Raw genomic sequence first — 14,615 nt, forward strand, 5'->3', positions numbered from 1 at the left:
GGCGGCGCGCTTCGTCTCGGCGGTGCGCGAGACCGCCGGGTTGGGCGGGCTGACCCTACAGGACGTCTACGGCGCCCGCACGCTGCGGGCGATGGCCGAGCGGCTGGAGGCGCGCACCCCGCGCAACCCCGGCGGCAAGACGGCGGCCCCGGCCGACCTGTCCTTCGCCCCGCCGCCGCTGCGCCGCCGCCTGCTCTGCGGGCTGGCCCAGGCCGCGGCGCTGCCGGTCATCCTGGCGCTGATGACGGCGCAGTGGCTCGGCGTCTTCGTCAGCTACATGCTGCTGTCCGGCGAGGACGCAACTTTGCTGACCGAGGTCGCCACCCTGCTCGGCGTCTATGTCGTCATCAACATCGTCACGCTGATCATCGCGGTCGCCGCGAAATGGCTGATCATCGGCCGCACCAAGCCGGGTCGCTACCCGCTGTGGGGTGCCTATTACTACCGCTGGTGGCTGGTGCAGCGCTTCGTCAGCCTGATCCATTTGAAGTGGTTCCAGGGCTCGCCGGTGATGCGGCTGTTCCTGCGGGCACTCGGCGCCAAGGTCGGCAGCGGCGCGCTGATCGGCGAGATCGAGTCCGGCGCCATCGACCTCGTGTCGATCGGACGCGGGGCCACCATCGGCGGCAAGGTGAAGCTGGCCAACGCCGAGGTGATCGGCAACGAGCTGGTCATCGGCGAAATCGAGATCGGCGAGGACGCCTACATCGGCACCTCCTGCGTCATCGGCCACGGCGCGGTGATCGGGACGGGCACCGAGCTGGCCGACCTGACGGCGCTGCCGGCCGACACCCGCACCGGATCCTACGAGATGTGGGACGGCTCGCCGGCGCGGCGCGTCGGCATGGTCGACCGCGACTCCCTGCCGGCGGAGGCCCAGGCCGGCCCGCTCCGCAAGGCGGTGCAGGCGGTGGTCTACGCCGTCGCCGTGCTGGCCCTGCCGCCGATCGCGCTGATCCCGATCTTCCCGGCCTTCTACCTGTTCGACCGGCTCGACGCCGCGATGGGCGGGCTGTTCAAGGTCAACTACCTGTATTACGTGCCGGCCATCGCCTGGCCGACGGCGATGGCGCTGGTCGGGGTGACGGTGCTCATGATCGCCGCCCTGCGCTGGACCCTGCTGCCCAGGGTGAAGGCCGGGACCTACTCGGTGCATTCCTGGTTCTACGTCCGCAAATGGATCGTCGCGCTGTCGACCGAGGTGATGCTGGAGACGCTCAGCTCGCTCTACGCCACCGTCTACATGCGGGCCTGGTACCGGCTGATGGGGGCGAAGATCGGCCGCGACGCCGAAATCTCGACCAACCTCGCCGGCCGCTACGATCTGGTCGAGATCGGCGAGAAATGCTTCATCGCCGACGAGGTGGTGCTGGGCGACGAGGACATCCGGCGCGGCTGGATGGAGCTGAAGCCGGTGAAGACCGAAGCGCGCGTGTTCGTCGGCAACGACGCCGTGGTGCCGCCGGGCGCCATGATCCCGACCGGCTCGCTGATCGGCATCAAGTCCAAGCCGCCGGCCAACGCCGCCATGCAGGCCGGCGACACCTGGTTCGGCAGCCCGCCGATGAAGCTGCCGGTGCGCCAGAAGTTCGACAATGTCGGCGCCGCCTGGACCTTCGAGCCGTCGCGCGCGCGCCGGCTGGGCCGCGCCGTGTTCGAGGCCTTCAGCCTGTCGATGCCGACGATGCTGTTCATCACCTTCGGCACGCTGGCGGTCGAGCTGTTCGCCCCGGCGATCCTGGAAGGCCGCTACGGCGACTTCCTGTGGCAGTTCATGGGCGTCAGCGTCGCCATCCCGGTCGCGATGGTGCTGATGGTGGTGCTGGTGAAATGGGCGCTGATGGGCCGCTACGCCCCCACCATGAAGCCGATGTGGTCGTGGTGGGCGATGCGGACCGAGGCGGTCGCCGTGCTCTATTGGGGGCTCGCCGGCAAGGTGCTGCTCGACCATCTGCGCGGCACGCCGATGCTGCCCTGGGTGCTGCGTCTGTTCGGGACGAAGTTCGGCAAGGGCGTCTTCATGGACAGCACCGACATCACCGAGTTCGACTGCGTCTCGGTCGGCGACTACGCCTCGATCAACGCGCTGTCGGCCCTGCAAACCCACCTGTATGAGGACCGGGTCATGAAGGTCGGCCGCGTGACGGTCGGCACCGGGGTGACGGTGGGGGCGGGGGCGACCGTGCTGTATGACACCCGCGTCGGCGACTACGCCCGGCTCGGCCCGCTGACGCTGGTGATGAAGGGCGAGGAGATCCCCGCCCACACCGAATGGGCCGGCGCCCCCGCCGAACCGGTCGGCCAGCGCGAGGCGGAAGCGGCGAAGGAGCTCAAGGCCGCCGCCTGATCGGGGCGGGTTTGAGGGAATGGGTTGGAAGGGGCCGCGCATCGTCGCGGCCCTTTTCCGTTTCGGGGGTGGAACTCTCCTTTCGTCATGACCGGGCTTGGCCCGGTCATCCACGTGCGACCGTCCTTTGCATGATTCGCGGCCGTGGATGCCCGGCACAAGGCCGGGCATGACGACGCTTGCATGGCACTCCCCCCGGACGATGGTCCAACTCCCTCCCCAGCCCCCCGCCAGCCCGTTGTGTCGGCGCCCCAGCGGTGTATAAGGGGGTCCGAGCGCGGCCCCGGCCCCTTCGCGCATCCGGATCGTCGGCTGCGCGGGAGGCGCGGGCGACCCAGCGGATATTGAAGGAACGCCCCATGCCCGACGATCTCTCCCCAGCCCGCGGAGCCACAGGCCTGTTTCCGCTCGCCAAGGACGACACGACCTACCGCAAGCTGACCTCCGATCACGTCTCCGTCGTCGAGTTCGACGGCGAGCAGGTTCTCAAGGTCGAGCCGGAGGGGCTGCGTCTGCTGGCCGAGGCGGCCTTCGCCGACATCAACCATCTGCTGCGCCCAGGCCACCTCGCCCAGCTCGCCAGGATCCTGGAGGACGAAGAGGCCTCGCCGAACGACAAGTTCGTGGCGCTCGACCTGCTGAAGAACGCCAACATCGCCGCCGCCGGCACGCTGCCGATGTGCCAGGACACCGGCACCGCCATCATCATGGGCAAGAAGGGCCGCCGCGTCTGGACCAAGGGCGGCGACGAGCAGGCGCTGTCCGAAGGGGCCCGCGACGCCTATCTGAAGCGCAACCTGCGCTACAGCCAGCTGGCGCCGATCTCCATGTACGAGGAGAGGAACACCCGCAACAACCTGCCCGCCCAGATCGACATCTATTCGGAGGGCGAGGATTATTACAAGTTCCTGTTCATGGCCAAGGGCGGCGGCTCGGCCAACAAGACCTTCCTGCACCAGGCGACCCCGTCGGTGCTGGCGCCCGACCGGCTGCTGAAGTTCCTTGAGGACAAGATCCGCTACCTCGGCACCTCGGCCTGCCCGCCCTACCACCTTGCCATCGTCATCGGCGGTCTGTCGGCCGAGCAGAACCTGAAGACGGTGAAGCTGGCGTCGGCCCGCTACCTCGACAACCTGCCGACCGAGGGCGGCGAGGACGCGCACGCCTTCCGCGATCTGGCGATGGAGGCCGAGGTCCACAAGCTGACCCAGAGCATGGGCATCGGCGCCCAGTTCGGCGGCAAGTACTTCTGCCACGACGTCCGCGTCATCCGCCTGCCGCGCCATGGCGCCTCGATGCCGATCGGCGTCGGCGTGTCCTGCTCGGCCGACCGCCAGGCGGTGGGCAAGATCACCAGGGACGGCATCTTCCTGGAGCAGCTGGAGACCGATCCGGCCCAGTATCTGCCGGAGATCGGCGACGAGCACCTGTCGGGCGAGGTCGTGAAGATCGACCTGAACCGGCCGATGAGCGAGATCCGCGCCACCCTGTCGCAGCACCCGATCCGCACCCGCCTGTCGCTGACCGGCCCGCTGATCGTCGCCCGCGACCTCGCCCACGCCAAGCTGCGCGCCCGGCTCGACGCCGGCGAGCCGCTGCCCGACTATTTCAAGAACCACCCGATCTACTACGCCGGCCCGGCCAAGACGCCGGAGGGCTACGCGTCGGGCTCCTTCGGCCCGACGACGGCCGGCCGCATGGACAGCTTTGTCGACCAGTTCCAGGCGGCGGGCGGCTCCATGGTCATGCTGGCCAAGGGCAACCGCAGCCCGGAGGTGACGGCGGCCTGCAAGCAGCATGGCGGCTTCTATCTCGGCTCGATCGGCGGCGCGGCGGCGCGGCTGGCGCAGGATTGCATCAAGAAGGTCGAGGTCGTCGAGTATCCCGAACTCGGCATGGAGGCCATCTGGCGCATCGAGGTCGAGGATTTCCCGGCCTTCATCATCGTCGACGACAAGGGCAACGACTTCTTCAAGGAGTTGAAGCTCGCCTGACGGCGAGCGGGAGTTGAAGCTCGCCTGACGGCGAGGGGGAATTGAAACCCCTCTGACGGCGGCTGGACCTTTCCCGTGCCTCGCGCCTATCATGGACGTGATGAGCGCGTGAGGCGCGGGGAGGGTTTCCGCATGGACGGCATCCACGACCGGCAGGCTCCGAAACGGCCGGTGACCCTGTCCTTGAACGAGGATCTGGTTCGCCGCGCCGAATCGCTGACCGGAAATCTGTCGGAACGGGTGGAAAAGCTGCTGGCCGATTATGTCGCAGCCGAGGAACGGGAACGGGACGAGCGGGAACGCCGCCTGGACGCGACGATCGCCGCATTGAACGAGTTCGATGCGAAGCACGGCTCCTTCGCCGACCAGTATCTCGACGATCTTTGATGGCCCAGTTCGACGTCCATCGGAACCGGAGCGCTGCGCGAACCGGCGTGCCGTTCCTGCTGGTCGTGCAGTCGCAGCGTTTCGACGCATCCGGCCGGCGGGTCGTCGTGCCACTGCTCCCGGCCGACAAGCTCCGCGCCACCGAGCCATCCTTCACGCCCGCCTTTCTCGTCGAACAGCGCTCCGTCGTCCTGCATCCTCTGCAAATCGTTTCCATTCCCGCCGATCATCTCGGCGAGAAGGTCTGCTCTCTGGCGGACGACGGCGACCGCATCATCGCGGCGCTCGACCTGCCGATCTCTCGCGCCTGGGGATAATGCGCCCGTGACACCCGCCCAAATCCAGGAGCGCGTCCTCTACCGGGACGGGCTGATGCTGATCATCGACAAGCCCGCCGGGCTGCCGGTCCACGCCGGCCCGGCCGGCGGCCCCAACCTGGAACGCCATTTCGACGCGCTGCGCTACGGTTTCCCCAAGCCGCCGTCGCTCGCCCACCGGCTCGACCGCGACACCTCGGGATGCCTGATCCTCGGCCGCCACGCCAAGGCGCTGCGCAAGATCGGCATCCTGTTCCAGGACGGCAAGGTCGACAAGACCTACTGGGCGGTGGTCGCCGGCTCGCCGCCGGCCGAGGCCGGACGGATCGAGCTGACCCTGTCCAAGGTCTCCAACAAGACCGGCGGCTGGCGCATCGTCGGCGGCGCCCCCGACGGGCAGACCGCCGTCACCGACTATGTCGTGAAGGGCCGCGCCGACGGTCTGACCTGGCTGGAGCTGACGCCGCACACCGGCCGCACCCACCAGATCCGCGTGCATTGCGCGTCCATCGGCTGCCCGCTGCTCGGCGATCCGCAATATGGCGGGCCGGAGGGGGCGCTGCACCTGCACTCCCGCGCCATCTCCCTGCCGCTCTACCCCAAGCGCGAGCCGGTCGGCGCCGTCGCCCCGGTTCCCGCCCACATGCGCCCGGCGCTCGCCGCCTGCGGTTTTACGGAGGCTTCATAGCTTGGGCCTAGGCTCAGGGTTGTCGCTGCACCGCAGCATCAGGGGTGAGGCTTGCGCATGATCCCGATCGGCACGACCACCGCCCGCTGGATGACCCTGCGCTACGGCATCGCGCTGGCGCTGATCGCGCTCGGCACGCTGGCCGGCTTCGTCATGACCGAGCGGGTGATCGGCCAGCACGAGCGCATGCTGGAGGTGGTCAACGTCTCCGGCCGCCAGCGCATGCTGTCCCAACGCACCGCCCTGCTGGTCGAGCAGCTCAAGCACGACCCCGACGCCTATTCGCGCGCCGACCTCGCCCGCCAGCTCGCCGAGGCCACCGACATGTTCGAGGCCGCCCACCACCGGCTCAGCGGCCGGGGCGACGGGGCGGCCGGCGGACCGCTGCTGGGCCCGCCCCCCGGCGACCCGTTCTTCAGCGGGGCGGATGCCCTCGACCCGCTGGTGCGGGGCCACGTCGCGGCGCTACGCGCCGTCATCGCCGCCGCCCCAGCCGGCTTGCCGCCGGGCATGCCGGAGGCCGATTACGTGACCAGCCAGGCGCTGGGGCCGCTGCTCGCCCGGCTGGAGGCCATGGTGGCGCTCTACCAGGAGGAGGGCGAGGCCGGCTTCCACTCGCTGCACCGGATGGGGCTGGCGGCGCTGGTCCTGACGCTGCTGACGCTGCTGGTCGAGGCGCTGGTGATCTTCCGCCCGATGACCCGCCATGTCCGCGACCAGTTCACCGAGATCGCCCGCATGACCGGGGCGGTCGAGCGGGCCAACGCGACGCTGGAGCAGCAGGTGCGCGAGCGCACCGCCGAGCTGCACGCCGCCAAGACCGCCGCCGAGCAGGCCCACCGGGCCAAGTCGCGCTTCCTCGCCCACGCCAGCCACGATCTGCACCAGCCGCTCCAGGCGATCGGCATGTTCACCGGCATGCTGGAGCGCCAGACCGCCCAGATCGCTCCAACCACCGCCCAGATCGCCAGGACGGCGGCGCTGCTGGCCGACCTGAAGGCGGCGCAGCGCTCGATGCGTGACCTGCTGAACGCCATCCTGGAAATCTCCAAGCTGGAATCCGGAGTGGTGTCGCCGAAGCCGGCCGACCTCCCCCTCTCCCCCCTGCTCGACCAGCTCGAGGCCGAGTTCGCCGGTCAGGCCGAGGCGAAGGGCCTGCGCCTGCGCGCCGTGCCGACCGGCGCGGTGGTGCGCAGCGACCCGGCCCTGCTGGAGCGCATCGTCCGCAACCTGATCGCCAACGCCATCCGCTACACCGACGCCGGCGGCGTGCTGGTGGGGTGCCGGCGGCGCGGATCCAGCCTGTGGATCGAGGTCTACGACACCGGACGCGGCATCGCCGAACCCGACCGCCGCCGCATCTTCGAGGAGTTCGTCCAGCTCGACCGGCCCGACCGCGACCGCAGCGAGGGCATCGGGCTTGGGCTGGCCATCGTCGAGCGTCTGGCCCGGCTGCTCGGCCATCCGGTGACGGTGCGCTCGGTCGTCGGCCGCGGCACCGTCTTCGCGGTCTGCGTGCCGGAAGCCGGTCCGGCCGCCTGAGGCGAGGCGCCTGGACCAGCAGGCCGCATGGTCGCGCCGTCCGCGCGGATTCATTGCGCACCACCGGCCATCGCGATTGCTTTCGGTCCATCGGCGGTGCGGATCGCATCACGCCGCTTGGAATCTCGTTATCCTTCAATGTATCTAAATTTCCTACACTAATTCCCACATAAATGTTGGCCCATATCAGGAATTTATTTTTTATAAACATGTAATCCACCAACGTTCGAGTAGCGTACTATGCTCTGAAAGCTCTGTTATTCAGGGGAATTTATCATGCAGCTGGACAGCCATGGGGCGCAGGCGGGCACCGATACGGATGTCATGCGGTTGAAGGTCTTTCAGATCACGCAGGACGACATCGCGCTGGTGCGGGAACTGGCGCCCTTCGCGCAGCAGACGTTGCCGCAACTGCTCCAGCAATGGCTGGTGCGCTTCGACGCCTGGCCGGAGATGCGCAAGGCCCTGTCCCATCCGGATGTCCACGCCATCCGGGTGCAGCATTGGGTGCGCGCCGTCTCGGGCCGGATCGACGCCGACTTCACCGCCTCCGCCAAGCGGCTGGCCCGCGCCTTCTACGAGAACGGCGTGCCCGGTTACGCCGTCGCCATCTGCCACAACGTCGTGCTGAACGGCATCGCCGAGGAGCTCGGCCTGAACGAGCGGGCCGGCGGCCTCCAGTCCCTTCTCGGCCGCGCCGGGGAACGCCGCAAGGACGCGCTGCGCACGGCGCTGACCAAGCTGACCTGGCTCGACCTCGAACTGCTGCTGGAAACCTACGCCGAGGCCGAGCAGGAAAGCCGGCGGCAGGCGGTGGAGACGATGGCCGACACGGTGGAGCGCGAGGCGCGGGACGCCGTGTCGCGCGTCGCCGGCCACACCAACAACATGGCGCGCGACGCCGAAAGCATGGCCGGATCCGCCCTGACCGTCGGCGCCAACTCCCGCGATGTCGCCACCGCCGCCGACCAGGCGCTGAACAACGCGCAGACCGTCGCCGCCGCGACCGAGGAGCTGGCCGCTTCGATCCGCGAGATCCTCCAGCGGGTCGATCATTCCAGCAAGGTCACCCGCCGCGCCGTCGAGACCGGCAGCCGCACCCAGGCGACCATCCGCTCGCTGTCCGAGGCGGTCGGCCGGATCGGCGAGGTGGCGCGGCTGATCGGCGCCATCGCCGGCCAGACCAACCTGCTGGCGCTCAACGCCACCATCGAGGCGGCCCGCGCCGGCGAGGCCGGCAAGGGCTTCGCCGTCGTGGCGCAGGAGGTGAAGAACCTCGCCAACCAGACCGCCCGCTCGACCGACGAGATCGCCCGCCAGATCGGCGAGATCGAGACGGTGACCGCCGCCGCCGTCGCCGCCGTCGAGGAGATCGGCGTCACCATCGCCGAGATCGATGAGGTGTCCGGCGACATCGCCCTGGCGATGGAGCAGCAGGCCGAGGCGACGCAGGAGATCAGCCGCAACCTGGTGGAGACCTCCAACGCGGCGCGCGCGGTGTCCGACCGCATCGGCGCGGTGTCGAGCGAGGCGGTGCAGACCGGCGCCCAGGCCGCCGAGGTCCAGAAGAACTCCCGCGAGGTGGCGGAGAGCATCGAGGCGCTGCGCCGGGTGCTGGTGCAGGTGGTCCGCACCTCGACCGACGACGCCGACCGCCGCCGGTGGGAACGCTTCGACGTCAGCGAGCCCTGCGTGATCGAGGCCGGCAGCGGCCGGCACGAGGGACGCATCGCCAACGTCTCGCGGGGCGGCGCCCGTGTCCAGGGCGTCTCCGGCCTGTCCGCCGGCGGCAGCGGCGTGCTGATCATCCCGCGGCTCCAAACCCGCATCCGCGTCACCATGCTGGGGGCGGAGAATGGCGGCGCCCATCTGCTTTTCGAGGCCGGCGCCGAGGCCGAAGAAGCCACCCTCCAGGCGGCCATCGCCGCCATGACCGGCGGGCGCCGCACCGCCGCCTGAGGTGTCGTCCCACCCGATCCGGGTCGAAATCCCTTCCCGCTTCTTCAAGGGATTGCCATCCCCCCGACCTCCGCCCTTGCGCGGCCCGGAGCGGCTCCGCTATTTCAGCGGCATGACCACCATCCCCCTCATCACCCCCGTGCCGTCCGCCTCGGACGTGCGGCGCGCCACCGGCGTCGGCGCCCTCGCCATCCTGCTGTGGTCGTCGGCGGCGCTGCTGACGACGCTGGCGGGCGGGGTGCCGCCCTTCCAGCTCGTCGCCTCGACCTTCGGGCTGGCCTTCCTGACCGGAACGATCGGCGGGCTGATCCGCGGGCGCGACGTGGTGGGGGCGCTGCGCCAGCCCTGGCCGGTCTGGCTGGTCGGGGTCGCCGGCCTGTTCGGCTACCATTTCTTCTATTTCCTGGCCTTCCACATCGCGCCCGGCGCGGCGGTGGAGGTCAACCTGCTGAACTATCTGTGGCCGCTGTTCATCGTGCTGTTCTCGGCGCTGCTGCCGGGGGAACGGCTGAAGCCGGCCCATGTGCTGGGCGCGCTGTGCGGGCTGGCCGGGACGGCGCTGATCGTCACCGGGCGCGGCGGCGGGCTGTCGCTGGCCAGCGAGAATCTGCCGGCCTATGCGGCGGCCTTCGCGGCGGCGGTGATCTGGGGCGCCTATTCGGTGCTGTCGCGCCGCTTCGGCAACGTGCCGACCGAGGCGGTGGGCGGCTTCTGCCTCGTCACCGCCCTGCTCGGCCTCCTCTGCCACCTCGCCTTCGAGACGACCGTGGTGCCGCAGGGCTGGGCGTGGCTGGCCCTGCTGGCGCTCGGCATCGGGCCGGACGGGCTGGCCTTCTTCCTGTGGGACCACGGCATGAAACGCGGCGACATCCGCGCGCTCGGCGTGCTGTCCTACGCGGTGCCGCCGGCCTCGACCCTGCTGCTGATCCTGTTCGGTCAGGCGGTGGGCGGCTGGGCCGTGTGGGCGGCCTGCGCCCTGATCGGCGGCGGCGCCGTGATGGCGAGCTGGGACGTCATCCGCCGGAAATGACGCCCACCCTCTGTTGCGGATGGGCCGCCGCGCATCCCCCTCACCCACCCCTCTCCCCGGAGGGAGGCGAAGGCTTCTCCGCCTCTTCCCGCGCGGTGTCGAGCAGCCAGCGGCGGAAGGCGGCGAGCGGCGGGTGGTTGGCCTTGCCGCGCGGGTGGACGAGGTAATAGGCCCGCGCGCTGCGGTGCGGCCGGTCGATCGCCGGCACCAGGGCGCCGTCGGCCAGCTCGCCGCGCACCAGCAGGGTCGGCAGCAGCGCCACCCCAAGCCCGGCCTCGGCCGCCTGCGCGGTGGTGGCGAACTGTTCGAAGAACATGCCGGCGCCGGTGTGCGGCGGCGCCCCCTGCGCCGCGAACCAGTCGGCCCAGGAATCCGGCCGCGTGCTGGTGTGCAGCAGCGGCAGGGCGAGCAGGTCGGCCGGCTCGGCGATCGGGTGGGCCTTCAGGAAGGCCGGCGCGCAGACCGGCAGCATCGTCTCGTCCATCAGGGGGTCGCAGACCGCGTCCGGCCAGTCGCCCAGCCCGTAATGGATCGCCGCGTCGAGGTCGTGGGTGCGGAAGTCGAAGGGCGCCAGCTTGGTGGTGAAGTGGATGGTGACGTGCGGGTGCGCCTCCTGGAAGGCCGGCAGGCGGGGCACCAGCCAGCGCGTCCCGAAGGTCGGCAGGATGGCGAGGTGCAGCTCGCCGCCCTTGGGCGCCGCGATCGTCCGCACCGTCGCCGCCGCGATCTGGCGCAGCGCGTCGCGGATCGGCTCGGCGTAGAGCGCGCCGGTCGGCGTCAGGGTGACGCGCTGCCCCTTGCGGGTGAACAGCGGCGTGCCGATCTGGTCCTCCAGCGCCTTGATCTGGCGGCTGACGGCGCCCTGGGTCAGCGACAGCTCGCCCGCCGCCGCGGTGAAGCTGCCGGTGCGCGCCGCCGCCTCGAAGGCGGTCAGCGCGCTCATGGAGGGAAGGAGGCGCCGTTGCAGATCCATGCGGATCCCTAGCACGGCGCGGGGGCCGCGGTCATTACCTCCGCTCATGACCGGCGGAAAGAAAGTCGGTTGCGGCGCGACGCGCGACGGGGCACCGTCCCAAGGTCACGATTTGGGCGCGAACTGGGACGGGCCCAGGACGGAACAGGGGCGAGGGACGGATGAAGACCGGTGGTCAGTTGATCGTCGAGGCGCTGGAGGCGCAGGGCGTGCGGCGGGTGTTCGGCGTGCCGGGCGAGAGCTATCTCGCCGTGCTGGACGCGCTGCACGACAGCCCCATCGAGATGGTCGTCTGCCGCCACGAGGGCGGGGCCGCCATGATGGCCGAGGCGCAGGCCAAGCTGACCGGCCGCCCCGGCGTCTGCCTCGTCACCCGCGGCCCCGGCGCCACCAACGCCGCGTCCGGCATCCACGTCGCCCAGCAGGACGAGACGCCGCTGGTCGTGCTGGTCGGCCAGATCGAGCGCGGCATGCGCGGCCGCGACGCCTTCCAGGAGGTCGATTACGGCAAGCTGTTCGGCGGCATGGCCAAGTGGGTCGCCGAGATCGACAGCGCCGACCGCGTGCCGGAGATGATCTCGCGCGCCTTCCACACCGCGATGGCCGGCCGCCCCGGCCCGGTGGTGCTGGCGCTGCCCGAGGACACGCTGACCGAGACCGCCGACGCCGTCGCCACGCCGCGCGCCGAGGCGGTGGAGAGCGCCCCGACCCCGGCCCAGGTCGCCGAGTTCGGCCGGCTGCTCGCCAAGGCCGAGCGGCCGCTGCTGGTCGTCGGCGGCTCGCGCTGGACCGAGGAGTCGGTCGCCGCGCTGCGCGGCTTCGCCGAGCGCTTTTCGCTGCCGGTGGCGGTCACCTTCCGCCGCCAGATGCTGTTCGACCACGGCCACCCGCTCTACGCCGGCGACATCGGGCTGGGCATCAACCCGAAGCTGTCGGCGCTGGTCGCCGACAGCGACCTGCTGATCCTGCTCGGCGACCGCTTCTCCGAGGTGCCGTCGCAGAGCTACACGCTGCTCGGCATCCCCGACCCGAAGAAGGCGGTGGTCCACGTCCATCCGGGCGCCGAGGAGATCGGCCGCGTCCTTCGCCCGGCGCTGGGCGTGGTGGCGACACCGGGCGCCTTCCTCGACGCCGTGTCCACCCTGACGGCGCCGCCGTCGCCCGGCTGGGCCGCCCGCGCCGAGACCGCGCACGCCGCCTACGAGGCCTGGAGCACCCCGCCGGAGAACGGTCCGGGCGACGTGCAGATGGGCACGATCATGGCCTGGCTGAACGAAAGGCTGGCCGACGACGCCATCTTCACCAACGGCGCCGGCAACTACGCCACCTGGATCCACCGCTTCCGCCGCTTCCGCCGCTTCGGCACCCAGGCCGCGCCCGTCTGCGGCTCGATGGGCTACGGCCTGCCGGCCGCCGTCGCCGCCAAGCTGGAGCACCGCGAGCGCGACGTGCTGTGCTTCGCCGGCGATGGCTGCTTCCAGATGACCGGGCTTGAGTTCGGCACCGCCGTGCAGGAGGGCGCGGCCGTCCTCGTGCTGGTGATCGACAACGGCATGTACGGCACCATCCGCATGCACCAGGAGCGCGAATATCCCGGCCGCGTCTCGGGCACCCAGCTGCGCAATCCGGACTTCGCGGCGTTGGCCCGCAGCTACGGCGGCCACGGCGAGACGGTGGAGCGCACCGAGGAGTTCGCCCCGGCCTTCGAGCGCGCCCGCGCGTCCGGCCTGCCCGCCATCATCCACGTGAAGATCGATCCCGAGGCGCTGACGCCGACCCGGACCCTGTCCGAGATCCGCGCCGCCGGCGCCGCGCGCTAAGAGTTTGTCAAAAGGAGCCACCCCGGTGCAGCACAGCGACATCCTTTCCCGTTTCGGCCTCACCTCCTCGACCGGCGCCGGGCTGACCGCGCGGTCGCCGGTGGACGGCTCCACGCTCGCCACCGTCGCCGAAACCAGCCCGTCCCAGGTGCCGGACATCGTGGCCAACGCCGCCCGCGCCTTCGAGGCGTGGCGCTCGGTCCCCGCCCCGCGCCGCGGCGAGCTGGTCCGCCTGCTCGGCGAGGAACTGCGCGCGGCCAAGGAGGATCTCGGCCGTCTGGTGTCGCTGGAAGCCGGCAAGATCTATCAGGAGGGGCTCGGCGAGGTCCAGGAGATGATCGACATCTGCGACTTCGCGGTCGGCCTCTCCCGCCAGCTCTACGGCCTGACCATCGCCTCGGAGCGCCCCGGCCACGCGATGCGCGAGACCTGGCACCCGATGGGCCCCTGCCTCGTCATCTCGGCCTTCAACTTCCCGGTCGCGGTGTGGTCGTGGAACGCGGCGCTCGCACTCGTCTGCGGCGATCCGGTGATCTGGAAGCCGTCGGAGAAGACCCCGCTGACCGCCGCCGCCTGCCAGGTGATCTTCGAGCGCGCCGCCGCCCGCTTCGGCGATGCCCCGGCCAACCTGTCCCAGGTGGTGCAGGGCGGCCGCGCCGTCGGCGAGGCGCTGGTGGCGCATCCGGGCCTGCCGCTGGTCTCGGCCACCGGCTCGACCCGCATGGGCCGCGAGGTCGCCAAGTCGGTCGCCGACCGCTTCGGCCGCACCATCCTGGAGCTGGGCGGCAACAACGCGATGATCGTGGCGCCCTCGGCCGACCTCGACATGGCGCTGCGGGCGATCCTGTTCTCGGCCGTCGGCACCTGCGGCCAGCGCTGCACCACGCTGCGCCGCCTGATCGTCCACAAGGAGGTGGCGCCCAAGCTGCTGCCGCGCCTGAAGTCGGCCTACGGCTCGGTTCCCATCGGCAACCCGCTGGAAAGCGGAATCCTGATGGGTCCGCTGGTCGATGCCGATGCCTTCACGGCGATGCAGTCGGCGCTTGAGAAGGCCAAGGCCGAGGGCGGCAGCGTCACCGGCGGCGCCCGCACCCTGACCGACCGCTTCCCCGACGCCTTCTACGTCACCCCGGCCATCGTCGAGATGCCCGGCCAGACCGAGGTGGTGCGGCACGAGACCTTCGCGCCGATCCTCTACGTGCTGACCTACGAGACGCTCGACGAGGCCATCGCGTTGCAGAACGCGGTGCCGCAGGGCCTGTCCTCCTGCATCTTCTCGACCGACGTCCGCGAGACGGAGCGCTTCCTGTCGGCGGCGGGCTCGGACTGCGGCATCGCCAACGTCAACATCGGGCCGAGCGGGGCCGAGATCGGCGGCGCCTTCGGCGGCGAGAAGGACACCGGCGGCGGGCGCGAGTCCGGCTCCGACGCCTGGAAGGCCTACATGCGCCGCCAGACCGCGACGGTGAACTACTCCCAGGCGCTGCCGCTGGCCCAGGGCATCAAGTTCGATCTGGGCTGACCGCCCTCGTCCGGTTGTCCGAAACTCCCTCTCCCG

At 70.6% G+C, this 14,615-nt stretch carries 11 protein-coding genes (1 of these 11 cut by a window edge); 10 read left to right on the top strand and 1 reads right to left on the bottom strand.

Annotated elements, in window-relative coordinates:
* The 8 genes from JN22_RS02095 to yddG all read left to right on the top strand — a co-directional run.
* Positions 1-2,347 carry the 3' portion of a Pls/PosA family non-ribosomal peptide synthetase gene (locus tag JN22_RS02095; RefSeq protein ID WP_223677518.1) on the top strand. Its footprint begins 1,766 nt before the window's first position, so the window shows 2,347 of its 4,113 coding nt (coding positions 1,767-4,113); the start codon falls outside the window, past its left edge; it ends in the stop codon at positions 2,345-2,347.
* A 359-nt stretch (positions 2,348-2,706) separates the two neighbouring features.
* Positions 2,707-4,341: a fumarate hydratase gene (locus JN22_RS02100; protein ID WP_085552306.1), complete on the top strand. Its 1,635-nt coding sequence runs from the start codon at positions 2,707-2,709 to the stop codon at positions 4,339-4,341.
* 132 nt (positions 4,342-4,473) lie between these two features.
* Positions 4,474-4,728 carry a type II toxin-antitoxin system CcdA family antitoxin gene (locus tag JN22_RS02105; protein WP_085552307.1) on the top strand — a complete coding sequence of 85 codons (255 nt, stop codon included), beginning with the start codon at positions 4,474-4,476 and terminating at the stop codon, positions 4,726-4,728.
* Entirely contained in the window at positions 4,728-5,045 is a 318-nt protein-coding gene (locus tag JN22_RS02110) for a CcdB family protein (protein WP_085552308.1), read from the top strand. The genes JN22_RS02105 and JN22_RS02110 overlap by 1 nt, the downstream gene beginning before the upstream one ends.
* Before the next feature lie 7 nt (positions 5,046-5,052).
* Positions 5,053-5,733: an RluA family pseudouridine synthase gene (locus JN22_RS02115; RefSeq protein WP_085552309.1), complete on the top strand. Its 681-nt coding sequence runs from the start codon at positions 5,053-5,055 to the stop codon at positions 5,731-5,733.
* A 57-nt stretch (positions 5,734-5,790) separates the two neighbouring features.
* Positions 5,791-7,275, top strand: coding sequence for an ATP-binding protein (locus tag JN22_RS02120; RefSeq protein WP_085552310.1), 1,485 nt, complete (start codon positions 5,791-5,793; stop codon positions 7,273-7,275).
* Positions 7,276-7,551: 276 nt separating this feature from the next.
* Positions 7,552-9,234: a methyl-accepting chemotaxis protein gene (locus JN22_RS02125; RefSeq protein WP_085552311.1), complete on the top strand. Its 1,683-nt coding sequence runs from the start codon at positions 7,552-7,554 to the stop codon at positions 9,232-9,234.
* A 112-nt stretch (positions 9,235-9,346) separates the two neighbouring features.
* Positions 9,347-10,264 carry an aromatic amino acid exporter YddG gene (yddG, locus tag JN22_RS02130; protein WP_085552478.1) on the top strand — a complete coding sequence of 306 codons (918 nt, stop codon included), beginning with the start codon at positions 9,347-9,349 and terminating at the stop codon, positions 10,262-10,264.
* A gap of 40 nt (positions 10,265-10,304) precedes the next feature.
* Here yddG and gcvA read toward each other — a convergent pair whose 3' ends face one another.
* Positions 10,305-11,237: a transcriptional regulator GcvA gene (gcvA, locus tag JN22_RS02135; RefSeq protein WP_085552312.1), complete on the bottom strand. Its 933-nt coding sequence runs from the start codon at positions 11,235-11,237 to the stop codon at positions 10,305-10,307.
* Positions 11,238-11,398: 161 nt separating this feature from the next.
* Between gcvA and JN22_RS02140 the strand changes: the two genes are divergently transcribed.
* Together JN22_RS02140 and amaB are read left to right on the top strand one after the other, a co-directional pair.
* Positions 11,399-13,057: a thiamine pyrophosphate-binding protein gene (locus tag JN22_RS02140; RefSeq protein ID WP_085552313.1), complete on the top strand. Its 1,659-nt coding sequence runs from the start codon at positions 11,399-11,401 to the stop codon at positions 13,055-13,057.
* A gap of 25 nt (positions 13,058-13,082) precedes the next feature.
* On the top strand, positions 13,083-14,579 hold the full coding sequence (amaB, locus tag JN22_RS02145; RefSeq protein WP_085552314.1) for an L-piperidine-6-carboxylate dehydrogenase: 1,497 nt from the start codon (positions 13,083-13,085) through the stop codon (positions 14,577-14,579).
* Positions 14,580-14,615: the final 36 nt, after the last annotated feature.

Origin of the sequence: Azospirillum agricola (assembly GCF_020005195.1) — a bacterium.
Taxonomy (GTDB): Bacteria; Pseudomonadota; Alphaproteobacteria; order Azospirillales; family Azospirillaceae; genus Azospirillum; species Azospirillum agricola.

Coding starts and splice junctions, on each gene's coding strand:
- JN22_RS02100 (WP_085552306.1), top strand. CDS start 2,707: ATGCCCGACGATCTCTCCCCAGCCCGCGGAGCCACAGGCCTGTTTCCG.
- gcvA (WP_085552312.1), bottom strand. CDS start 11,237: ATGGATCTGCAACGGCGCCTCCTTCCCTCCATGAGCGCGCTGACCGCC.
- JN22_RS02120 (WP_085552310.1), top strand. CDS start 5,791: ATGATCCCGATCGGCACGACCACCGCCCGCTGGATGACCCTGCGCTAC.
- yddG (WP_085552478.1), top strand. CDS start 9,347: ATGACCACCATCCCCCTCATCACCCCCGTGCCGTCCGCCTCGGACGTG.
- JN22_RS02105 (WP_085552307.1), top strand. CDS start 4,474: ATGGACGGCATCCACGACCGGCAGGCTCCGAAACGGCCGGTGACCCTG.
- JN22_RS02140 (WP_085552313.1), top strand. CDS start 11,399: ATGAAGACCGGTGGTCAGTTGATCGTCGAGGCGCTGGAGGCGCAGGGC.
- JN22_RS02125 (WP_085552311.1), top strand. CDS start 7,552: ATGCAGCTGGACAGCCATGGGGCGCAGGCGGGCACCGATACGGATGTC.
- JN22_RS02110 (WP_085552308.1), top strand. CDS start 4,728: ATGGCCCAGTTCGACGTCCATCGGAACCGGAGCGCTGCGCGAACCGGC.